16 protein-coding genes and 1 other RNA gene are annotated in these 23,525 nt (G+C 47.3%); 2 read left to right on the top strand and 15 right to left on the bottom strand.

The window, feature by feature from the left end:
- Positions 1-11: 11 nt before the first annotated feature.
- The 8 genes from GFS24_RS04330 to GFS24_RS04295 form a co-directional block, all read right to left on the bottom strand.
- Positions 12-1,511, bottom strand: a complete 1,500-nt coding sequence (locus GFS24_RS04330; RefSeq protein WP_153658337.1) for a RagB/SusD family nutrient uptake outer membrane protein — start codon at positions 1,509-1,511, stop codon at positions 12-14.
- Between the two features lie 19 nt (positions 1,512-1,530).
- Positions 1,531-4,749, bottom strand: coding sequence for a SusC/RagA family TonB-linked outer membrane protein (locus GFS24_RS04325; protein WP_173002965.1), 3,219 nt, complete (start codon positions 4,747-4,749; stop codon positions 1,531-1,533).
- Positions 4,750-4,774: 25 nt separating this feature from the next.
- The gene (locus GFS24_RS04320) at positions 4,775-5,818 is read right to left on the bottom strand and encodes a DUF5007 domain-containing protein (RefSeq protein ID WP_153658335.1); all 1,044 of its coding nucleotides are present in this window, start codon (positions 5,816-5,818) and stop codon (positions 4,775-4,777) included.
- 14 nt (positions 5,819-5,832) lie between these two features.
- Complete coding sequence (locus GFS24_RS04315) at positions 5,833-7,458, bottom strand: carbohydrate-binding protein (RefSeq protein ID WP_153658334.1); 1,626 nt, start codon at positions 7,456-7,458, stop codon at positions 5,833-5,835.
- Positions 7,459-7,467: 9 nt separating this feature from the next.
- On the bottom strand, positions 7,468-8,967 hold the full coding sequence (locus tag GFS24_RS04310; RefSeq protein WP_153658333.1) for a RagB/SusD family nutrient uptake outer membrane protein: 1,500 nt from the start codon (positions 8,965-8,967) through the stop codon (positions 7,468-7,470).
- Between the two features lie 14 nt (positions 8,968-8,981).
- Complete coding sequence (locus GFS24_RS04305) at positions 8,982-11,966, bottom strand: SusC/RagA family TonB-linked outer membrane protein (protein ID WP_153658332.1); 2,985 nt, start codon at positions 11,964-11,966, stop codon at positions 8,982-8,984.
- A 693-nt stretch (positions 11,967-12,659) separates the two neighbouring features.
- Positions 12,660-13,070, bottom strand: coding sequence for a DUF6691 family protein (locus tag GFS24_RS04300; protein WP_253906393.1), 411 nt, complete (start codon positions 13,068-13,070; stop codon positions 12,660-12,662).
- Positions 13,067-13,636, bottom strand: coding sequence for a YeeE/YedE family protein (locus GFS24_RS04295; protein WP_153658330.1), 570 nt, complete (start codon positions 13,634-13,636; stop codon positions 13,067-13,069). The genes GFS24_RS04300 and GFS24_RS04295 overlap by 4 nt, the downstream gene beginning before the upstream one ends.
- Before the next feature lie 36 nt (positions 13,637-13,672).
- Here GFS24_RS04295 and GFS24_RS04290 point away from each other — a divergent pair, with 36 nt between their 5' ends.
- Positions 13,673-15,199 (top strand): aldehyde dehydrogenase family protein, encoded by a 1,527-nt coding sequence (locus GFS24_RS04290; RefSeq protein WP_153658329.1) that lies wholly within the window; start codon positions 13,673-13,675, stop codon positions 15,197-15,199.
- A 141-nt stretch (positions 15,200-15,340) separates the two neighbouring features.
- Here the strand turns inward: GFS24_RS04290 and GFS24_RS04285 are convergent, their stop codons facing one another.
- Entirely contained in the window at positions 15,341-15,883 is a 543-nt protein-coding gene (locus GFS24_RS04285; RefSeq protein WP_153658328.1) for a hypothetical protein, read from the bottom strand.
- 367 nt (positions 15,884-16,250) lie between these two features.
- Here GFS24_RS04285 and GFS24_RS04280 point away from each other — a divergent pair, with 367 nt between their 5' ends.
- Positions 16,251-17,936, top strand: coding sequence for a S8 family peptidase (locus tag GFS24_RS04280; protein ID WP_216647355.1), 1,686 nt, complete (start codon positions 16,251-16,253; stop codon positions 17,934-17,936).
- Positions 17,937-17,993: 57 nt separating this feature from the next.
- Here the strand turns inward: GFS24_RS04280 and GFS24_RS04275 are convergent, their stop codons facing one another.
- From GFS24_RS04275 to GFS24_RS04250, 6 genes are all read right to left on the bottom strand, one after another.
- Positions 17,994-18,425, bottom strand: coding sequence for a DUF4870 domain-containing protein (locus GFS24_RS04275; RefSeq protein ID WP_153658327.1), 432 nt, complete (start codon positions 18,423-18,425; stop codon positions 17,994-17,996).
- 30 nt (positions 18,426-18,455) lie between these two features.
- An RNA gene (rnpB, locus tag GFS24_RS04270) (RNase P RNA component class A) lies at positions 18,456-18,823 on the bottom strand.
- A gap of 23 nt (positions 18,824-18,846) precedes the next feature.
- Positions 18,847-19,863: a Smr/MutS family protein gene (locus GFS24_RS04265; RefSeq protein ID WP_153658326.1), complete on the bottom strand. Its 1,017-nt coding sequence runs from the start codon at positions 19,861-19,863 to the stop codon at positions 18,847-18,849.
- 40 nt (positions 19,864-19,903) lie between these two features.
- Positions 19,904-20,359, bottom strand: a complete 456-nt coding sequence (locus tag GFS24_RS04260) for a DoxX family protein (protein WP_153658325.1) — start codon at positions 20,357-20,359, stop codon at positions 19,904-19,906.
- Positions 20,360-20,463: 104 nt separating this feature from the next.
- On the bottom strand, positions 20,464-21,807 hold the full coding sequence (locus tag GFS24_RS04255) for a hypothetical protein (protein WP_153658324.1): 1,344 nt from the start codon (positions 21,805-21,807) through the stop codon (positions 20,464-20,466).
- A 3-nt stretch (positions 21,808-21,810) separates the two neighbouring features.
- A complete protein-coding gene (locus GFS24_RS04250; RefSeq protein ID WP_153658323.1) occupies positions 21,811-23,481 on the bottom strand; it encodes an APC family permease in 1,671 nt (556 codons plus the stop codon).
- Positions 23,482-23,525: the final 44 nt, after the last annotated feature.

Genomic DNA, 23,525 nt, shown 5'->3' with positions numbered 1-23,525 from the left:
CATTTTAAATTTTACTGTACCCAATAAGCGGTTTGAACAAGAAGCGGATTTGTGCGGATGGCGCCAACAGGAATAGGCCATGTCCATGCACGACGGTCAAACTGATCTTGCGTAAGATAGTTTTCACATTCGTTGATGTCCATTACACGGCCGGTCCTCACCAGGTCCGTCCAACGTTGTCCTTCTCCCATCAGTTCGCGTGTCCTTTCCAGGAAGATGGCGTCTTTCAGGTCTTTGCCACCAGTGCCGGTATATTCTTCTGCGCTGGCGCGGCGTTTGACCTCATTGAGCAGGCTGATAGCATCCGTGTCTTTCCCACCTATTTCCGCCAGTGCTTCCGCTTGCAGCAGCATTACGCCGGCATAACGGAAGTAGAGGATATTGAAGTCAAAACTCCGGGTAGCAGGATCTGCAATAGCAGAGTATTTCAGGAACATGGAAGATTGCGGATTGAGCGTAGAATACGGATCATCGAACCATAACGTAAAGCGTGCATCCGATTTACCCGGCGGATATAGTTTATCAATAAACTCCCGCTTGATAGTGATCTCACTGGCCAAACCGCCGAACAGCGTGGTACTGGTGGCCAGGATGGGTTGATGTAATACCCACTGGGCCATGAATCCGCCGTAAGAGTTGCCGTAGTTAGCGTCCATACTAAGTTCCCAGATACCTTCTTCGGAACGGCCTTTGAACATATCCTTGAAAATTTCAGGCGCGTATGGCATCAGGTGGTATTGGTTGAGGTTTGTTACTGCCTGGCAGGCATCCGCGCATTTTTGCCACCATTCTTTTGCACGCGGTTTATCGAAACCGGCTTTCCATGCATACATATGTGCGATGAGTGCCAGTGCGGCTCCTTTAGTGGCGCGTACTGCGCGGAAGGTAGGGTCTGCATAACCTTCCGGCAGGTCTTTCACGGCCAGCTGCAGGTCAGTAATGCAGGTATCCAGCACATGCAGCATATTACTGCGTGCCTTCAGCCGTGTATCATATGGATCAAATTGCAGGGGCACATCTCCATAGAAAGTTACCAGCAGGTAATAGTTGAAACTGCGGATGAAACGCGCTTCTCCCATGAAGCTGGCTTTCTTATCCGAAGTGATCACATCGTTACTCATCTCCGGTATTTTTGCCAGGCAAAGGTTAGCCATGGCAATGGATTTGTAGAAATCACCCCAGCCATCCCGCAGCGCAGCCAAACCGTCTGCCGCGCTCAGGTCTGCACTTTGCAGCTGATTGGTAGCAAGCGCTATGAAATTCTTCTTGGCCCAGAAGTTCCAGTTACCTGGCCTGAAATCTGCAGCCACGTAAATAGCAGCATTGCCCATGCGTGTGCGCAGCAGGCTGTAGGCAGCCGTTACACCCATTTCCGCATCACTTTCATTTTTCCAGAAATCAGCACCGGTAAACCTGTCGCTGGGTTCTACTTCCAGGAATTTGCTGCAGCCGGACAAACCTGTGCCCGCCAGTACAATGCATGTTAGTAATATATTAAACCACTGTTTCATTTTGCTGTTGTCTTTTAATTTAAAATTCTGCGGAAAGACCTATTGTAAAGCTTCTTCCTGCAGGATACCCGTTAATGTCATCCCTGCCCAGCTGGCTCACCAGCTCAGGGTTGGGACCGGAGTATTTAGACAATACGGCCACGTTATACAAAGTGCTGTATGTACGCAACGTACGTATCCCCGCTCTTTTCATAAATCCGAAATTGCGGAAGCTGTAGTTGAGTGTGATCTGGTTGATCTTGAAATAAGAACCATCTTCCATGAACATTGTCTGATCCATTCTGAAAGGCTGTATCTGTCCGTTACGATACGTATAGTATACGTTGGGGTACAACGCGCCGAGATCACCTGCTCCCTTCCAGTAATTCACCTGGTCCAGATCGTAAATATTCACCGTACCGCCAATACCGCCGGAATAGTTGATATTGTTAGGTTGGGTAAGGCGGATCAGGCGCGATGCCATGGCATTGTTCAGTACATCCCGTTTCCAGGTGAAAGAGCAGTAAACGTTCAGCGAAAAATTCTTATAGCTGAAAGTATTGGCAATACCACCTACCGCGCGCGGCTCAGGATTACCGATGATCATATTGTCCTCCGCATCATCCAGCATATAATCGCCGTTCACGTCTACCCAGATAGGATCTCCTGCTGCAAAATACTGCGGCGAGTTTCCTTTACCGTTCCTGTAGCGTACACCACGTACAGGGTCTACGGGTACCTGGTCATCAGTCTGATAAATACCGGTAGTTCTGAAAAGGAAGTTGGCCAGGGGATTATGCCCCACTTTGCGCGCAAGATCCTGGTAATAAGGTGCGCCATCACTATAGCGATAGGACTCCAGGCCTTCAGGTAATGCCACCAATGTGTTCCGCCCGATAGCACCATTCGCTGATATAGACCACTGGAAGCCCTCTGGTTTCATAGAAGTAATGGGGCGTATCGTAATAGCCAGTTCATGTCCGTAATTCACGATGGCAGCACCATTCTTTTCTATATTGGTGTAACCTGTTACATCCGTGAGCGGCATGGTCATCACCATGTTATAGGTACGTTTGTAGTAAGTGTCGTAGGTGAATGTAACTTTGCCTTTGAAGAAGCTCATATCCACCCCCACATCATACTGGCGGGATTTTTCAGATTCCAGGTACGGGTTAGGCATGAGCTTGAACTCAGGGCCGATAGCCGTTTGGTTGTTATAATCTGCATGCACCTGGTAAATACCCAGGGAGTTCACCTGGTTGGCAATAGGACGGCTGTTGATGCCATAACTGCCACGCAGCGATCCGTAGTCAATGAAATGCAGGTCTTCAAAGAAATGTTCTTTACCAAAGTTCCAGCGAACACCCATAGCAGGGTTCACAGAATAACGGCTGGAAAGTCCGGAACTGGAATTACCATCTGCACGGTAAGAAAGGTCCAGTACATACTTTGTTTTATAGTTGTACGAAATAAAACCGGCATACGAAAGCGCATGATAAGTGCGGCTTACAGGTGTACCATTGGTGTTATTGTTCGTGGCATCATTCCAGGGGTTGCCGGGGTAAAAGCGCGGAGAATAACCGCGGGGACCCCAATAGAAATCACTGGGCCCGTTACGCATTTCACGCACGTGCTGTTCGTTCTCACTGATATTTGCCTCTGTGAAAAAGCTCACCAGTACGTTATGCCCTTTCTCTGTATTTTCTCTGTTACTATTGAAATTATAAGCGAGGCCATTACGGGTATTTAACTCTCCCCTGCGGCCAACAAAGCCATATAAAAGTGTTTGGTTATTGTTAGAGAACCCTCTGTTGAAACGGTCCCTGGTATCAGTATAGTAATCATACGATGTGGTGGTGGTGAGGCGCAATCCCTGGAACAGTTCATAATCCACGTTCAGGTAACTACGGATGTTCAGCGTGTTGTTATCATCCACGTTTTCCAGGTAGGCTCTCAGTTCCGGGAATTCAAGAAAGTGAGAAGGACCGGGTAAGAGAGAAGATGAGAAGGCATTGCCCGCACCATTGCCGGTGAGCCCGCCACCATTACCACGTTGCTTTTGCCCATAAGCAGCAAACAACTGGCCGCTTACGCGCAGCCGTGTATTAGGCTGCATGTTCAGCTGCATGTTGAGGCTGTATTTATTGAACCCTGTGTTTTTTATCACCCCCTGATTCATCTGGTAGGCCAGGTTAGCCTTATAGTTCATCTTGGCATTACCACCACTGATCTGCAGGTTGTTGTTGGTGTTAACAGTGGTTTGATAAAAAAGCCCCTGCCAGTCTGTACTGTTATTGTAAAAACCGTTGAGACTATCTGAAATGAACTGTGCCTCGTCCAGCAATCTGCGGGCTTCGCGTTCACTCTGGCTGTAACCCAGGATGGCCGCAATGCGGTAATCCCTTTCCTTACTGCCACCCCACACAGCACGTAACTGCGGCGGTATATTCACGAACACGCTATTGTTGGTGCTGATGATGGGCACAGGAGAATTACCTCTGCGGGTAGTGATCACAATTACACCGTTGGCACCACGGGATCCATAAAGAGAAGCGGCCTGCGCATCTTTAAAGATCTCGATGGACTCAATATCTTCCGGCGGCAGCAGGGCCAGCGGACCGGTAGCAGCACCGGGTTGCAGCATGGACTGATCAATACCTCCATCATAATCTACCGGCACGTTATCTATCACCAATAAAGGATTGGAACTGGCAAGGAAAGCCTGATCACCACTGCCGGATACATTCAGCTGAGAAATACCGCGGATGGAAATAGTACCTCCAAAACCCGGTGCACCCGTATTGTTCTGGATGTTCATACCCGCTACTTTACCCTGCAGCAATTGCTCCAGGTTAGCAACCGGTACGTTCTGCAGTTCTTTATGGCCAATGTGACTGGAAGCGCCCGTCATCGTTTCTTTTGTACGCGCCTGGTATCCCACGATCACCGTTTCTTTCAACCCTTTTTCAGATACCGCCAGTTGTATGTTGATCTCCGCTTTGTTGATCTTTACGGTTTTATCTTCATAACCAATGAAGCGGAACAGCACCTGCTTTCCTTCTTCAATGCTAATGGTATAAAAACCTGCATTGTCTGTTACCGCGATGGCCTTTTTAGCCGTCATATCCACAATGCTCACACCGGGTATACCCGTATGCGAGGCCCCGTCCGTTACTCTTCCCTTTACCGTGATCTTTTGCTGCGCATAGGTCATGCCCGCAAAAAGCATCAGGGTTATACAGAGGTATAATTTTTGCATCGTTTGCTGTTTTAAAAGTTGCGTATTAATCATCACCGAATTTTGGATTGACGAGGTAACGGAACACTACGGTCCATTCACCCGGTTCATGAATGCTGAACTTCATACCTATCCTGCCGGTCACCCGGTAGCCATAAGAAACCCTGCTAAAAGTGAAAATGTATTCTGCCAGTTCATCTCCTGCAAATGCTTCTGCCAGTACGGGAAAAGGATTGGTAATGTCGTAGGTAACTTTCGTGCTGTCTTTCGGTATCACCCTGTTGAAGCCGAACTTAATGTTACGATCCGTCATTTTACTGGCGTAAAAAAGACTGTCCCAGCGCTGGATATTGAAAGTGGAAATGGGGATCGTTACACTGTCTTTATTTACAAACTTAAAGGTCAGTTTATTGGAAGCATTACCTGTTTTTATGAAGTACACCCGCACGTTTTCCGGTTTGAGATCTATTCCCTGCGCGTCCTTATGCCCTGTGAGAACAGTGGGGCGGATAATACCGCCTGCATTGTCTGCTTTGCGGATGCCGGTAAGATCATCAAACTCATATGGCTCATATGGCCTTGGGCGGCGGTAGTCCAGCATGAGACCGGGAAACAGGCGCTCACCTGCGCCGTTCTTTACCAGTACATCAAAAAAGTATTTGCCATAACGCACTTTAGTGGAATCCGTGGGCCATACCACCAGTTGCCCGTTCTGTTTGTTCAGGTCCAGGATAGGACGGCGTACAGTGATGCGTTTAGCCTCAATTTCCGCAATGGAAGTTTCCGTGCCGGAATAGGGCTGTTTCCATTGTTTGGTATCTACCTCTTCCAATAATACAGGAGCGGGTGTTTTGTCGCCTGTACGGGGAGATTGCAGTGCAAACTGCATGGGCTGCGTAGAGTAGTCTGCGTTGAAAATATCCACGAAGAGGTTCATCCGCCCCAGGTTGGCCACAAACGTTTCTTTCTTGAAGTTCATATCCTTACTCATGTAGTCCTTCTCCTGCGGCAGCGTGTCCTTATAACACCCCGTCACCGTCAGCAGAGCAGCACCACACCACACGATAAGCTGTATTTTAATTCTGTTCATTGTTATAAGTTTATTTATTTCGCTATAAAGATCACTTTGGAGATATTGAAGCCTACAGCATCTGTTACTACTTTCAGCTGATGTTCTCCTGCGGTGAGCGTTACATCCCTTCTGGCCAGGTCTGCATAGGTGGCATAAGCGTTGGTTTTAGGTACCGTTAGTACCGTAGTCACATTCACACCATCTATTTCAGCATGTACTTTGCCTGTGGTATTAGGAGAGGCTATACGGAATATGATATCGTACTTGCCTGTTTTCTGTATGTTCACGGTGTAGGAAGTATATTCTCCCACTACAAGGCTGCCAATGTTATATCCGCCTTCACCCGGGTTCAGTTCCGTATCAGGGCCTTCAAATGCGCGCATCACATGTTTGGCGTTGCCTTTGTTCTGCTCATCCGCATCTTTGTAACCAATGCCTTCACCACCCCAGTCCCATTCTACGATGGGCACGGTACCCGGTATTTGTAAAGGAGTACTGTTAAATGGTTTCCGGAATTTGGGCACAAAACCAAGGCGGCACATATTGAAACCTGCTGCATCACAGAAGAAGGTCACTACATGTTCTCCTTGCGTGAGGTAGGTTTCAGTACCTTTCACCGTTACCCAGTTCTGGTAACCGGTGCCTTTGGGCACATTAATGAGCCCGGTCACATTCACATCATCTACCTCCATGTGCGTGATACAGCCGGCGTTGGGCGTAGCCACACGGGCATAGGTATTGTATATCCCTGAATGCTCCACTTTTATCGTGTACTTTAACCATTCGCCGGGAAAAGTATAACCAATGTTATAAGGGCCTTCCGTACAAACATCCGTATCTACCCCTTCTTCAAAGCGGAACTTACCATTGCCTCTGTTGGCGGGCTCAAAATCGTGATAACCCACACCTTCTCCTCCGCGGTCATAATAGGCAATATCCACACTGCCGGTGCCGGGAATGAGGAAGGGAATACCGTAGTAAGGAGTACGCTGTGAGGGGTACGCCATTCCCAGGAAAGAAGAAAAGCCGAAAACGTGCCTGGGCTCCAGCATATGCGCCATACCGTTAGACGTTTTTACATTGGCCGATTCCGTAACAGTAGATACCCAGAATTTAATGAGCCGGGAATTATTCTTGTCACTGTACTGGATCACCATAGAGCCACCGTTGCTGATGCCGGAAGCCGAAGTACTGATGGCCTTTGCGCTCATTTCATATTGGTAAGCATCTAACAGGTCCACACCGTCTCCCCTTTTCAGGGAATCCAGGCTGTAAATACCTGCTATCATGTAGCGGTTCAGGAGCGTATCCCATACGCCGGTGCTCACGCTGTCTACCGTCCAGTTCGGCGCTTCACCACGTTTTTTGCGGATGAAGTTGAGGTTCTCCATAGCAGAAGTGATACTGAAATCCTGCGGTACAAAAAAAGTGTTTGTAGCGGTTTTCAGTTTCTCTGCAATACCTGTTTTGTTGAGCAGGTGCAGCAAAGTGTCATACAGGCCGGTTTGGTTGGCTTGTACAATAAAATCATAAGTACTCATTTTCACTTCGCGAACAGGCTCCATATTGCGGTACTCATTATTTTTCTTACAACCGGCGGCCATGAGCAGCAAGGTTGCAGCGGCGAGTATATGTGTAGCGGAAATTATTCGTTTCATATGTGTAGATTATTTCCAGTATGAATATTGTGTAAGCTGAGGATTGAGACTGAGTGTATTTTTAGACAACGGCCAGTATGCCGCGCCATTCTGTACATCTGCTGCCGATAGTTTACTGTAAGCCGGCACTTTACCGAAGCTTATCAGATCATACCAGCGCCATCCTTCGCCTATCAGTTCCCGGCGGCGTTCTTCCAGTATGTAGTCCAGCAGTTCCGCTTCTGTTGCGGTAGCCGGCACCTCATCCACATACCTTCTCACACGCAGTAAGTTCAGTTCCGTACGGCCGGCAGCATAGTTCTTAAGGCGCACATAACATTCCGCACGCAGCAAGGTCATTTCCTCAAACCGGAAAACCACAATAGCAGCATTGAAAAGCCGCAGTGTAGGGTTACGTACCGCACCATCCAGCATGCGTAACTTGTAGAACATCGGTTGCACACTCGTCATGTCCGTAAAGAATATGGAAGAGCGCACATCCGATGCATTGCTGTAAATATTCAGGATGCTGTCTTTGGTTACATAGATCTCTGCTTCTGCTTTAGGCACATCAGGATAGCGGAGCGTCCAGTATTCCAGTTGGCCGGTAGTGGATATTTCCGCATGGTCGATATTGAAGTCCAGCTGAAAAATATTCCAGTTGGTACGGCCGCGGAAAGTAGAACCAGAAGTACCGCTGGGCGCAACGATCATGTTGTTATCCGTTACATACTCATAAGAGTTGCGTGCTTTGTTATCCGTAATGAGATTGATGTATTTCAGCGCGTTGGTATAATCTTTCTTCCAGGCGGCAATATGTGCTATCAGGTCGTAAGCAGCGCCACGGGTGGCAAGGATGCTTTGCCAGTGGGTAACGCCCTGCCCGCGATAGGTGCCCGTTTGTTCCGGATTAGTACCATCAAACTTCCAGGGAAGGTCTTTGGCGGCTGCAATGGCTTCTTCCATGGCAAAATCCAGCACCTTGTTCCAGTCTTCCCGTGTACTGGCTGTAAATTCTCCTTTAAAGGGTGCAGTTATCAGCGGCACATCTCCCCAGATCCGTACAATGTAGAAGTAGGTAAAAGCCCGTACAAAACGTACCTGAGCCTGGTCCAGTTTCATTTCGGAACGTGGATAACGGTTATCCAGTGCCGGAATTTCCGGTAGTTTACTGAGCGCCAGGTTACACTGTGCAATAACCGCGTAGAAGCGGCGCCAGTCCCGCCAGGTATCCATAGCCGGGTAGTTGGATGTAAGTTCGCTGGAGCGCAATGCCTGCAGGTCTCCGCGTTTGGTAACAGTAAAGTCTCCGCCACGCATCTCACCATATGCCCAGTAGGCATTCTCATTGGCCAGCGCGGCACGCAACAGGCTGTAAGCAGCAAAGCTACCAGCCCAGGCATCGTTCTTGGTCTTCCACATATTCTCTTCCGTTACGGCGCGCGTACTCTCCACGTCCATCATTTTTTTACAGGAAAGCCATCCGGTTGCCATCAGGCACATCAGGCTGCCTATCCATATATATCGCATAAGATCAGTTTTAATTATTTGAACTGTAAGTTGAAGCCCACGGTATAACTTCTTGGTGCAGGAAAATTGTACACGCCCTGGTCATACCCGAAATAGTCAAAGGCTTCCGGGTCTCCGCCTGAGTATTGTGTAAGGGTGAAAAGGTTATTACCGGTCATGAATACACGGAGTTGCTGTAAACCTTTCTTCTCCATCCAGGCACCGGAAAAATTGTAGGTGAGTGAAAGAGAACGCAGCTTCACGTAGGATGCCTTCTCGAGGAAAAGGGTCTGCTCCGTTTGGTAGGCCCTTACAGGACTCCATGGATTGTAACGGTACATACCGTCTACATCTCCTTTGGGTTTGGTCCAGTATGCAAATTCTTTTACACCGTCAATATCGTCCACACCTTCATGGTTCACAAAGTCGAAACGATCTGCCAGTGCCTTGTTCAGCAGTTTTCTGCCAAAAGCGTAACTGAAGAGCATGTTCAGTTCAAAGTTGCGATAGCGCAGGTTGTTGGCCCAGCCACCCTGTACCGCTGGGTTATGGGTGCCCGTAATTACACGATCTGCATCGTCTATGTTATTGTCGCCATTTATATCGCGCCACCTGGGATCACCGCCTTTCATGGGCAGGCCCTGGTAACTCATGCCCTGAGGTACATCCGCATCCGTTTCATAGATACCGTCATTAATAAGCAACCAGTATTTGTCTACCGGTTTCCCTACTAAGAAACGCCGGTTACCTAACAGTACCTGCGTTCTGTCACCCGGTAGTTTCAGTAGTTTGGTTTTGTTCGCAGAAGCATTCAGCACCGTAGACCAGCCGAAGTTTTTACCGTTTACGATGGTTGCCTCAATACCTAATTCGCCGCCGTAGTTAGCGATATCCATCCCATTCATCAATACACCGGTATAACCACTTTCCGTCATGGCCGGTACCTTGATGAGCATGTTCTTATCCTGCCGTGTATACACATCTACAGATATATTCACACGGTTCTTCAGCACACCTATATCCAGCCCGCCGTTCAGCTGATCTGTATATGCCCAGCCAATACCGGGAGAAATATATCCCAGCTCATACGCTGCATTCAGTACAGGGAAACCATTGTAAGTGGCCATATTGGGCGTTCCTTCCCAACCTGCTTCCACGTTGTACACGGGGCCGCCTTTGTAATAATCATCCTGGAACACTTTACCCACACGGCCTGCGCTGGCTCTCAAACGCAGGTTGCTGAACAGTTTGCTGTTTTGCATAAACTGTTCACCGGATATTTTCCATGCAGCAGATAGTGTAGGGAATAATTGCCAGCGTTCTGCCTCGCTCACATTGGAAGCACCATCCTGCCGGAGATAAAGGTCAAAGAAGTATTTATCCTGCAGCTTGTAGTCAATGTCTGCATAAAAAGCGGCGAGGTTGGTTTTCACCCTGTCTTTATAATTCGCCGTGAGGCGCAGGTTGTGAGAAGCACCGGTTTTATTATCATTATTACCGGGCTGATAGATCTGTATGTAATCACTTTTCCCTTTATAAGCACGGCCGTAATTATATTTCCACATGTCCCACTGGTTGGATTGGCCCAGGGTAACAGAAAGATGATGATCTTTTTTCTGCAGCGGGGTTATTTCCAGTGAGTTGTCAAACACCATACGGCGATGCAGTCCGTCATAGTTGGACACAAAGTTGTTACCGTCATTGACCGTGGAAGGAACAAACAGGTCCCTGTAGTTTTGCCCGTGATCAATACCGAAGCGGGAATTTAACTTCACGTATCGGCCAAAGGAATATTGCAGCGTATTCAGTATCCGTATATTGGCATTCCTGTTTTTGTCAATCCCTTTTTCCAGGTAGCCGAAATACTGCTCTACCTGTGATTTGCTGGAGGATGGTGGTTTGTCAAGACTGAGGATGTAATCTTCATCACCCATCCTGTCCCGCAGCAATTGCGGCCTGTCCCGGTTAACCACTGCTGCGCTGATGAAAGTGCTCCAGAGGAGATTTTTCACCGGCACCACATTAATACCGAAGTTCACGTTATAGCGGCGCATCGCTGTTTCTTCCGCCACACCCTGTTCAGATGCCTGGCCTACACTGAAGCGGAAGCTGGCCAGCCTGTTGCCGCCGCTTACGGCAGCCTGCAAACCTGTCATCCATCCGTTGCGGTAGTAGGCTTCGTCCCAGTCAGCATTACCGTAGTAGGTAGAGTTGGTAGAATCTGCCAGGTAAGCGGGGAAACCTCTGAACTGTTCCCTGCTGGCATAGCGGTCATAGAACTGCAGCCTGAAATCCCTTTCCCACCGGCCATTGATCACATCTACAGATGGTTTTACGGAGATGCCTGCATAACCGTTCACTTCCACTTTCAGATCTCCGCTGCGGGGACCAAAGGTGGTAATGTTGATCACACCGTTGGATGCAAGCGGGCCGAATTTAGCAGTGGCGCCGGCATCTTTCAGTACTTCAATGGTTTGAATATCGTTTACGTTAAGGAAGGAAAGCGGATCGATCTCTGTTCCCATGCGGTTGAAATCGAAACGTTGCACATCAAAGGAAAAAGCATGTTCCGTGATGAGCGGCATACCATCCACAATGTATAAAGGCTGCGCGCCGAACAGATCCCCGTTCTTCAGCAGGAGGCCGGAAGCCCCGCGCACAAAAGCGCTGCTGCGTTTGCCAGGCTCTGTACCGGGGATGCGTACATCCACACCATTAGCTCTTCCCAGCAACATTTGATTTACACTGGTGTAAGGAAGTTTCTTCACCTCATCCATGGGTGGCCTGCTAACGGCGCCGCCTGCACGTAAAAGAAATTCGCTGTTAGGCAGATACCCTATCGTATCCCTGGCTTGTAAAGTCATTCTTTTCAGGCGTTCCAGCGCTTCTGCGCTGCCCGCCGTTCCGGTAGAGTCTGCTTTTTTAAACAGCTTTTGTTGCGCCGTGGCGCCCGCTCCCACCATGAAGAGCGCCAGTAATAACGTGGTGCGCTTTCTTAAATTCGGGTAGAAATATATCATAATACGGATTTGTTTTAAAACAAGAATTCCCCGGTCCGCTGCTATGATAAAACCATAGCCGGATCATTAAAAAACATAGAAATCCCCTTCCCCGTTATGCTTTCAGCATAACGAAGTCACACTGCAAACTATTAGGCATGCAGAGAACCGCAGCAAGCTGTAACACTTACTGTCAGAGGAAAAAATAAATAAAGGAGAAATTAACTTTTCGCCTGCACAGGTCTAACGTGGCAGTTAAATTTCGCTTTTTAGCTGGTACCAGCAGCATAAGTGTGCGAGGTACAAGGGTGTCCAGAAAAACTCTGCAATTATCTGGTCATGTGTTAGTTCTGTAATTTTTTAACGTGGTGAACAAAGTACTAGTTAGGCTCTTATATTATCGATTCACAATGCTCAAATACCTTGGATAATGAGGTGTATCCTAGTCGTAAGATACATAACCTATTCTTCTGTGTCAATATCCCAATGTGTATTTCGTACAAATTATACAGGGAATGACAAAATATCACAAAGTTCTGTTAATAAAGCACTAAAATCGTCTTCCGGGTCAGTTTAAAATTATTTAAAACCATTTAACAATTCATATTTTGGCGATTAAGTTTATGTTATCACATCTGCAAAATCGATTTTTACAACCGATGGCAATCAGGTGTTGGCCGGGGTCAATTCAATAAATGTAAGGATATGAAACCCCTAATGCGGTAACTTCTCTTTCAATAACCCATACACCCAGGTACCCGCTACCGCACTCAGCAACGTAACGATCACCACCGTAAATCCACTCCCTATCTGCGCAAACAAAGGCCCCGGGCAGGCACCCGTAATAGCCCATCCCAGCCCAAAGATTAATCCGCCAAAAATGTTACCTTTCGTGAATGGTTTCTTTGGAAGAACAATGGCTTCTCCTGAAATAGTACGGATACCCAGCTTACGGATCAGTAATACACCCAGGATACCGGTGATCACTGCACTGCCTATCACACCATACATATGAAAAGATTCTAAGCGGAACATTTCCTGGATCCTGAACCAGGAGATCACTTCGGATTTTACCAGTATGATGCCGAACAGCATACCGATCAGTAAGTATTTAAGGTTTTTCATAACAGCAGCCATTTCATCAGGTGAGGTAATATAAAGTTGGTCATCACAAAACCACCTGCCATAAAGCAGATCGTGGCTACAAGGGATGGCCATTGCAAGGTAGAGAGTCCCATAATGGAATGCCCGGAAGTGCAGCCATTGGCATACCGGGTACCAAAACCTACCATGAAACCACCGGTTACAAAAAACAGCAAGCCAATGGGGCTGGTAATATTGCCCCAGTTGAAGATATCACCGGGCATCAGTTCATCAAATTCCTGCACCCCTTGCGCCTTTAAAGCGGTAATGGTGGCTTCGTTTAACTGAACAGGTTCCCCGTTATGCATGAATGCGAGGCAAAACACGGCACCAAGGGCTATTCCTCCTACAAAAAATAAATTCCAGCTTTCTTTTTTCCAATCATAATTAAAAAAAGGAATTTTGCCGGGGAAACAAGCGGCGCAGATATGGCGCAGGGAAGAGGAAACACCCAGGGCTTTGTTACCTATAATGAGTAACAACGGCACTGTAAGCCCGATTAATGGCCCGGCAACATACCAGGGCCAAGGTTCTTGGATAGGATTCATGTATTAAAAATATGAAATAAATAATCAAGGTTCAATATGCAAAACATTCTTAAGCAATTTAACATAACAGCGGTTAACAGTGGTGTATCCACCGGCGCTGTATGGCTGGATGCAGGCGGTACACAACTCACCTCCTTTTCACCGGTAGACGGGAAAGAGATAGCAGCTGTTAAAAGCGCTACCCGGGAAGATTATGATGCGGTAGTGAAAAAAGCGGCAGAAGCTTTTCTCACCTGGCGCCAGTGGCCGGCCCCGCGCCGTGGAGAAATTGTACGCCAGGTAGGCGAAGCCTTGAGAAGCAATAAAGAAGCACTGGGCAAACTTGTTTCTTATGAAATGGGTAAAAGCTTACAGGAAGGATATGGTGAAGTACAGGAAATGATAGACATCTGTGATTTTGCAGTAGGGCTCTCCCGCCAGCTGCATGGCCTCACCATGCATTCTGAAAGACCGGGCCACCGCATGTACGAGCAATGGCATCCCTTAGGTATCACCGCTATTATATCCGCATTCAATTTCCCTGTAGCCGTATGGAGCTGGAATTCCATGCTTGCCTGGGTATGCGGAGATGTCTGCATCTGGAAGCCGTCTGAAAAAACACCACTCACTGCATTGGCCTGCCAGCATATTGCCGGAAAAGTATTTGCAGAAAATGGTGTACCGGAAGGTGTATCCTGCCTGGTAACAGGAGATCGCGCTGTAGGAGAATGGATGGCGAAGGATACCCGCATTCCGCTGGTATCAGCCACGGGATCTACACGCATGGGTAAAAGTGTAGGCGCTGCCGTTGGGGAACGTTTGGGCAGGTCTTTACTGGAATTGGGAGGCAACAATGCCATCATTATTTCCAAAGATGCGGACCTTGATATGAGCCTGATAGGTTGTGTGTTTGGCGCCGTGGGAACAGCCGGCCAGCGTTGCACCTCCACCCGCAGGCTCATCATTCACGAAAGTGTGTATGAATCCTTCAAAGCCAAACTGGTGAAAGCATACGCGCAATTGCGCATAGGTGATCCGTTAAATGAACATAACCATGTTGGGCCATTGATAGATAAGCAGGCAGTAGATGCTTACCTGCAATCCATCGAAAAATGTAAAGCAGAAGGTGGAACATTTATAGTAGAAGGTGGTGTGCTGGAAGGAGCTGATTATGCTTCCGGTTGTTATGTAAAACCAGCTATTGCAGAAGTAAAGAACAGCTATAGCATAGTACAGCACGAAACCTTTGCACCTATCCTTTACCTGATCAGATACAACACACTGGAAGAAGCGATAGCCATCCAGAACGATGTACCACAGGGGCTTTCCTCCGCTATCATGACTGTGAACCTGCGCGAAGCAGAACAGTTCCTTTCTCAATCCGGTTCGGATTGCGGTATTGCCAACGTAAATATTGGTACTTCAGGTGCGGAGATCGGTGGTGCGTTCGGTGGAGAAAAAGAAACAGGTGGTGGCCGTGAAAGTGGCTCTGATGCGTGGAAAGCGTACATGCGCCGGCAAACAAATACGATCAATTATACGGATAAACTTCCGCTGGCGCAAGGCATTAAATTCGACCTGTAACAGTTGTAGGAAAAAATCGGTGTTATATATCTAAAAGTTAGCGGGGTTGGAGAACCCCGCTTTTTCGTTAAACGGAAACCATGCTTATGAGAAAGAATACTGGTACTGGGAAGTACCAGATACTCTCTCTGGGTATAAATATTACACTTTTTTTTGAAAATTCATATTCAACTTTTGTGCTACTGCCTGGCCAACCTCCAAAACGTTGACGATCAGCACTTCGTCAAACACGCCCCTATTGGATTTCAGGTCCTTTTCACGGATACCCAGGATTCCTGCCATCTTGATAATACTTTTGCCAGGAGCGCATACAACGATGGTTTTGCCATCATTTGCCTCCATCATGGTCTTCAGAATATGCTCCATGGCTTCCATATTATCCATCGTGGCATCCCTGTAATACTGCACCTGGCACTTCTTGGATTGTGCCAGCGGCTCCACGGTTTTTATTAAACAGGGGGAATAAGGAGAATACACTGCCCCTATTTCCATGTCTTTAAGGAATCCTGCTAAATGGGCGGATTGCTGCCGGCCTGTTAAGCTCAACCCGGGTTCTGCCCCATTGGTCGTAGTTTCAGCGCAATTCACAAAGATGACGGTTGTGGGTGATTTTCCCGGAGCGGGCGTCCGCATTGAGCAAACGGCACTCCAGATGAGTAACAATAAAAAACTGGTACGTAACATGGCGGAAAATTTAATATGTGATAGAATGGCGAATTCTAGTGAAACAAATGTTAAACCGACAGCAGGGTATAAATTTATACCTGATATTTGCCCTTTTTTTCCCGGAGAGATCTTGGTTGAGAGGTTGCCCGGATTAAAAATAACTGTAATAAAAGGATAAGTAAAGGTCATTATGACAGAGGGTGAATGAAGATGGATAAAGCACCAAAGCTGGATAAGAAATATCAACAATATTTTCTAGCTGCTTTCAACCAATAGTCAGGCTGCTGCACCACTCACCACATCAAAACACCTGTTATAACGCCTTTATCATATCTTTAACCAATTGTGGTATCTGAATTGTAATCTATTAGGAAAATTGAATAAAATGAGATTCATCTGCAGAGAATTGGCCATGGTACTTGGTGGAGTGTTATGTATGTCTGCGTCAGGTTTTAGCCAACAAAAACCAGCAGTCCCCAGGAACTGGCAATTACTGAGTTACTCAACTGACAGTGTTTATGGCATTGGGGCGGAAAAAGCCTACAAAGAGTTACTGAAGAACAGGAAAAGTAAAACAGTGATCGTGGCGGTTGTGGATTCCGGCGTTGATACCACCCATGAAGACCTCAAAGGCATCCTCTGGCACAACCCCAAAGAAATCCCCGGTAACAACATTGACGATGATGGAAACGGTTATGTGGATGACGTGTACGGATGGAACTTCCTGGGCGCCAAAGACGGCAGCACCGTGAAAGAAGATTCTGACGAAGCCACCCGTGAATACTACCGCTACAAAAGGCTCTACCGCAATCCGGATTCCGCACTGGAAAAGGAAAGTAAAGAGTATGCTTACTGGAAAAGACTGAAAGAACGCATTGAGCGCCCTTCTTCTCAAAATAAATCCAACTACAAAATGATGCTCAAAGTGCAGGAAAACCTCCTCCGCTGCGAAACCATTTTGAGCGAATACGTGAAAACCACGGACTTTACCCTGCAACAACTGGATACCATTTCCACAAACGACCAGGATGTAATGCTCGCAAAGTCATTTGCACTCCGCTTGCTGAAAAGCACAGGAGATGAAGAGATGACCTACCAGGGTTTCAAAACAGACCTGGCAGAATACATCAACGACCTGAAACGCAAAGCGGAAAACACCGGCCAGGAACCTGTTGATAAACGGGCTACTATTGTAGGAGACAACCTGAACGACATCAACGATAAATACTACGGCAACAATGATGTAATGGGCCAGTTTGCCATGCACGGCACACACGTATCCGGTATCATTGGCGCCATGCGCAACAACGATATAGGAATGGACGGTGTGGCAGACAATGTGCGCATCATGGCGGTGAAAGTAGTGCCGGAAGGTGATGAGCGGGATAAAGACGTGGCACTGGGGATCCGTTATGCTGTAGATAACGGTGCACAGATCATCAACATGAGCTTTGGTAAAGGTTTCTCTCCTAATAAAGCATGGGTGGATGATGCCATCCGCTATGCGCAGGAGAAAGGCGTACTGCTTGTGCACGCTGCAGGAAATGACGGCGCGAATAATGACGAAGTGGAGAACTACCCGAAAGATACTTTTGACGATGGTACAGAAGCGGATAATGTGATCACTGTAGGCGCCAACGGCAATGGTCGCACAGGCAGCAAAATAGCAGGCTTCTCTAACTACGGTAAAAAAGAAGTGGATGTGTTTGCACCCGGTGTATCCATCTACTCTACTGTTCCCGGAAGCACCAAATACAACAATGCCAGCGGTACCAGTATGGCTGCTCCTGTTGTAGCAGGTGTAGCTGCCCTGATCCTCTCCTACTATCCTGATCTCAGTGCAAGGCAGTTAAAAGCGATCATTGAAAAATCTGCTACACCCCTCCCCGATAATATGGTGAATAAACCAGGCGCCAAAGATGAAACGGTGAGCTTCGCTGAATTGTCCAGATCTGGCGGTATCGTAAATGTGTATGAAGCTATTAAGCTGGCGGCTAAAACGAAGGGAGAAAATGCGAAGAAGAATAAAGAGAAAGAGAAGATGAAAGTGTTGACGCTCACCAAAGATTAAATGTTCGATTTATCATAAATAGAAAAAACCGTTTCTGCATTGAAACGGTTTTTTTATTTATTTAACTAATCTCCAGCTCACCGGGTACCTGTAATGCAGCCCTTTATTGGCCTGCACCGCAGCAAGGATGGAAAAGAGGATATTCAATGCCCAGAGTATCTGTACAAAAGCTACAGTAGAGAAGAACTCAAAATTCCAGTCGTGATTGCGCCATGTGTTATTCCCTCTGAACACCTGGCTAAAATTCCAGAAGCCCCAGCGGATACCATTGATGATGCTCAGGATAACAGTTAAAATAGCGATGGTGATCTGGAAGTTCACCGCCTCTTTTCCTTCCTGGTCTACAAATTTAGAATCGTTCTTCCTGATCAGCCAGATGACGAGTGCGCCGATCACATTGCCGCCGGCAGCAAACAATACATGGCCTATGATGCCGCCAAGGTGCACGAATGTGCCCCAGGTCCTGTCGTCTTTTTGAAGTTGTTCCATACTTCAAATTAAGAAAAAATCCGATAAAACCACCCGGCAAAGCTTATAAGCCGGATTCTGTATTCCGTTTTGCAACGGAACCGCTATCATTTATCTGCGGCATTCATCACTGAATACCTGTATCTGCCTACCCTCGGTCATCGGGCGGGCAGCCCTCAATCGACCGTTTACATGGCATTTCAGCACGCAAGGTTTACCCCCTGAACCGGTTACCCGGTCCTGCCGTGGGCTCTTACCCCACATTTTCACCCTTACCTGTGAAGGCGGTTATTTTCTGTGGCACTGTCTGTTCTCTTCACCTTAAGCGAAAAGACCCACCCGTTAGGTGGTGCGTTGCCCTATGCTGTCCGGACTTTCCTGCCTTTTGTTGTCAAAAAGCCGATAGCGCGGCTATGCCGGGTGATTTTACCGGATCGCGAAGTTACTTAAAAAATATCTCGGTGGCCCCGTATCCGTAGAAGGGATGGTATTGGTTCACAAAGTATTTAACCTCAGATACTGTTTTCAGGATCTCATGCACCTCGTCCCGCAGTTTGCCGGAACCGATACCGTGAATGATGATCATGCTTTTCTGGTTTTGGGAAATAGCCAGGTCCAGGTTGTGCTGGAATTCATTCAGCTGAATAGCCAGCATCTCCAGGTTGCTCAGTTCTTTCCAGTTGCTGGTGAGCTTTTCAATATGAAGGTCTACTTCATACCTGGCCGTAACAGGCGTAGTATCTTTTATGGAAACGTTGGTAGTGAGGGTCTGCAATTTCTTCTTTTCCACCGGGCTAAAGCCATAGGCATCATTTTCCGTGCGGATCGGGTATTTATCGAACAGCAGGTAATCAATCGTAGCCTGTTGCTTTTGCTGTTGTTCCCCCAATTGCTGGAACAACTGTTTTGCCTTCACCTTCCAGGTTTTCTGGAAAGCGGCAGCCAGTTTGAGGTCTGTTTCTTTGGGTGTGAAAGTGAATTCAAAACGGGGACTGTCATTCAGTTGTTCAAACTCCAGGTCTGCCAGGTAAGTATGCTGGAAAGCATGAATATCCTGTTTCAGTTCCAGGAACAGCTTGTTATTCAGCCAGATCTCAAAGTGGTAGTTATACCCTTTGCCCGTTTGGTTGAGGAGATGGAACTTGAGCGTTGTGACCACATCATCTATCCCATCTGATCCATATACCGGCAGCATGGTCAGAAATACCCCTTTTTCTACCCTTGGGGCGGCTGAGGGCTTTTCGCGGGGTAATTCCTCACCCGGCGTTCTTTTAGGCGGTAAAGGGGTCTTCCCCTGCGTAAAACGATGGAAATAAGGAAAGTCTATCTGGTCCAGGTACACCGGAAAAGTGGATTTGCCCACTTCCACCAGTACCATCTCATTACTCATGATATCTACCACCGTTCCTTCTTCCTTGGAATGCAGCAAAAGGATCTTATCGCCTACTGTATATTTCATAGCAGGCAAAATTACTACAGTTCAACCGGAGTTGAAACACTTAATTCATCTCCGGTGTTTTTTCCGGGTGCCGCCGCATGTATTCATCCACGGAGAAACGGCCACTGCCTTCTACCAGGAAGAATATCAGTGCGCAGAGCACAATAACGGACAGGATCATTTCAGAGTGTACGGCAAAAAGGTTTACCGGTGTGTGCACGAAGAAAACGGCACCGAACAGGATGGGAATGTTGGCAAGGATGCCTACCCGGGTCAGCAAACCCAAAGTGATGAGCAAACCACCGGCAATGTGTGCAAATACAATTATATGAGCCAGCCAGAAAGATAATACTGTCAGGAAAGGTTGTTCGTCTATCCGCGCTTTCAGCAGATCTATATTGCCCACGAACTGTATACCTTTCCACATCAGGATCAATCCAAGCACGATCCTTAATCCGTCTATCCATATGGGGTGATGCATCTCACCCCACCGGTCTATGCGTTGCAGGAGGTTCATAACATGTGATTTAAGTAAACAAAGAACTCTAATCCTAATTTACGAAAAAAAGCGCAAAGGAGTTGCCCTCCGCTGCGCTTTTAACGTTATGTATACTCCTGTTGTTATTCCACCTTTACGGTCACTGCTGCCGGGAAGATCCGTAACGGATCACCAAACAACGCCAGGCTCTCCGCCATCGTTCCCACATTCAGTTTCAGCTTTCCGTTAAAAACTTCCTTCCCGTTATAATTCACTTTCACAGGTTGTGCAAAATCCACGTTATCTGCATACAACCTGATCTCCCCTTTCACGATGCCTTTTCTGTTAGCTGATCTTATCGTATAAACATTCCCGTGTTTCTCCACATAAAAATCACGCTCGCCGCTTTGAGAAAGTCCATCCAGCCTTACATACCCGAAACCTTTGCGGTAAGTGCAGGGCTGAGCAGGTTCTGCGTTATAAATAGTATCACATTGTGCATAGTACATCCAGCTTAAAGTGTCCGGATAATTCTTTCTTGTAAATTGTTTGATCCAGGGAGCCGCTCTCATATAATCAATACCGTGCCCTTTCCCTGCCTGGATCTCTACAATATGATTGAATTGTCCCGGACTGGCGGCTGCAGCGCTATCCAGCATCACCTTCCATCTTTTTGCATTCTCCACACGATCATATGCGAAGTCAGATTCTCCCATCTGGATGCAAAAGGCAGTATTGCGAAGGTTTTCAATGTGCTCCTGTTCCGGCCAGATGGAACCAGCCATAGGGCCAGCCGCAGCGAAATAATCTGCAAGAAAGATACCCATCCTGAAACTGCCGTAACCACCTTCTGAGATCCCTAAAATATAAGCCCTGTTTGGATCAACATCACCTGAAAGCACACCCAGTTGCCATGCCCTGATGTATGCGGCCATCGGTGAACGGTGATACCAGCGGCCACGGCGGTCGTCCGGCATGCGGGGTACAAAATACAGGCTTGGCGCATCATCATAACGGGTACCTAATGTTTTGGCAGCCTGCCATTCCCTGCTGTTGGACCGGGATGTCCATGGGCCGGGTTCGTTAGGGTAGCAACCACCACCATGCAGATTGATGAATAAAGGATAACCATTAGCAGGGCGGGCGCCTTTTGTAAATAGCGAGAACAGCATCTTCCTGTTATCCGGCAGTTGCCAGATGAGGGAATCCTTTGTGTTATTCTCCGCTACTTTTGGCCATGTACTTAACCTTCCTGCATTGGCCTTCTTCCAGTCTTCCCACAGTTTGTTCCTGTATCCGGCTAATTCACCGGTACTGATCTCCTGCTTGTAAAAGGCCACATCCGGGTTATGTAAACTATCCGCTTCAAGTGTAGACGAAAAGTAAGTGACAAGTGCGTCTGGCGTTATGTTCTTTCCCTGTCTTTTTGCAGCACTGCAGGACATCATCAACAAAGCGGCAAAAAAAATATTGATCTTCATCTTCATACTTTACACTTGTTTCTGCGCCAGTTTGCTCTTCCAGTATCCATACATAAAATACACCGCTAATCCGAATCCCATCCAGCAGAAGAACACCAGCCAGCTTTTTACCGGTATCTCTATCATCAGGTACAGGCAGCAAAGCATACCCAGTACAGGGATCAGTGAGAAACGTTTGATCATGGTAGCGATCGTGATGGCCAGCGTTAATATCAGGAAGATCAGGAAAAGGATCCGCTCATGATCTATCGTGGCAATATTGAGGAAGGTATCTGATACCTTATCCCAGAAGAAGTAACAGAATATCGCAAACATTAATGGTACAATGATCATCCCGTTGATATAAGGGAGATTGAATTTCTTGGAATCCTTATCCACTTTCGGTAACAACAAGACACCACCGCATACCAGTACAAATGCAAACAAAGTTCCGATACTGGTTAAGTCTGTAACAATACCACTCTCTACAAATAAAGAGGGAATAGCTACAATAAAACCCGTAACGATCGTAGCAAAACTGGGGGTATGAAATTTAGGATGCACCTTCGCGAATTTCTTCGGCAGTAAACCATCCCGGCTCATGCTCATCCAGATACGCGGCTGCCCTATCTGGAACACCAGGATCACACTCGTGGCAGCCACCACCGCACTGATAGAGATCACATATCCCACTTTCTGCATGTTCAGTTTATCAAACACATAAGCCAGCGGATCTGCAATATGATTGAATTCAGAATAATTCACCATGCCCGTGATCACCAGGGTAACCACAATATAGATCACCGTACATATAATGAGGGAATAGATCATGGCACGCGGCATATCCCTTTGCGGGTTAGCGGTTTCTTCTGCTGTGGTAGAGATGGCATCAAAACCGATATAAGCAAAGAACACGGCAGACACTCCTTTCAGCACACCTTCAAATTTATTGGGGAGGAAAGGCGTCCAGTTATCTGTGTTTATATAGAACACACCAATGCATACCACCACCGCCAGCACAATGATCTTCAATCCCACCATGGCATTTGCACTCTTCTTACTTTCCCTGATACCAATGTAAGCTACAATAGTGATCAGCACAACGATCAGGCATGCAGGAATGTTCATGATCACTTTCCAGCTGCCTAATAAAGGCGCAGTGCTCCAGGCAAGCTGATCTACCGGTAAATTACTGGCCAAAGCATGATCAAATGCAGCTTTGGCGGTGCTGGAATCTGTGATCAGCCAGGCCGGCAGATGCACATTCATACCTTCCAGTACATTGTTAAAATAACTGCTCCAGGAAATAGCCACCACGATGTTGCCGATGGAATATTCCAGGATAAGCGCCCAGCCTATGATCCAGGCGGCAAGCTCACCAAAAGTAACGTAGGAATAAGTATAGGCACTGCCCGCTACAGGTACGCGGGAAGCAAATTCAGCATAACATAAAGCAGTAAACCCACAGGTAACCGCCGTTAAAAGAAAGAGGAAGATAACGCCCGGCCCGCCGTTGTAAGCTGCCTGGCCAATAGTAGAAAAGATACCGGCGCCTATCACTGCTGCCACGCCCATCAGGGTGAGATCTCGTACATTCAGCACCTTTGTGAGGCTGGCGCCACCATGTGAGTCAGAAACGCCATCCTTAGCGTCCTGCATAATTTTGGACAGGGACTTTTTCCTGAAAAGCGAGTTAGACATAGTTGTATTTAAGGTTGATATTCTAAAACCGCCAAATATAAGAT

The sequence above is a fragment of the Chitinophaga sp. SYP-B3965 genome (assembly GCF_009647655.1).
GTDB lineage: Bacteria > Bacteroidota > Bacteroidia > Chitinophagales > Chitinophagaceae > Chitinophaga.
The sequence above is the reverse complement of the archived record's forward strand: the minus strand, read 5'-3'. Positions and strand labels throughout refer to the sequence as shown.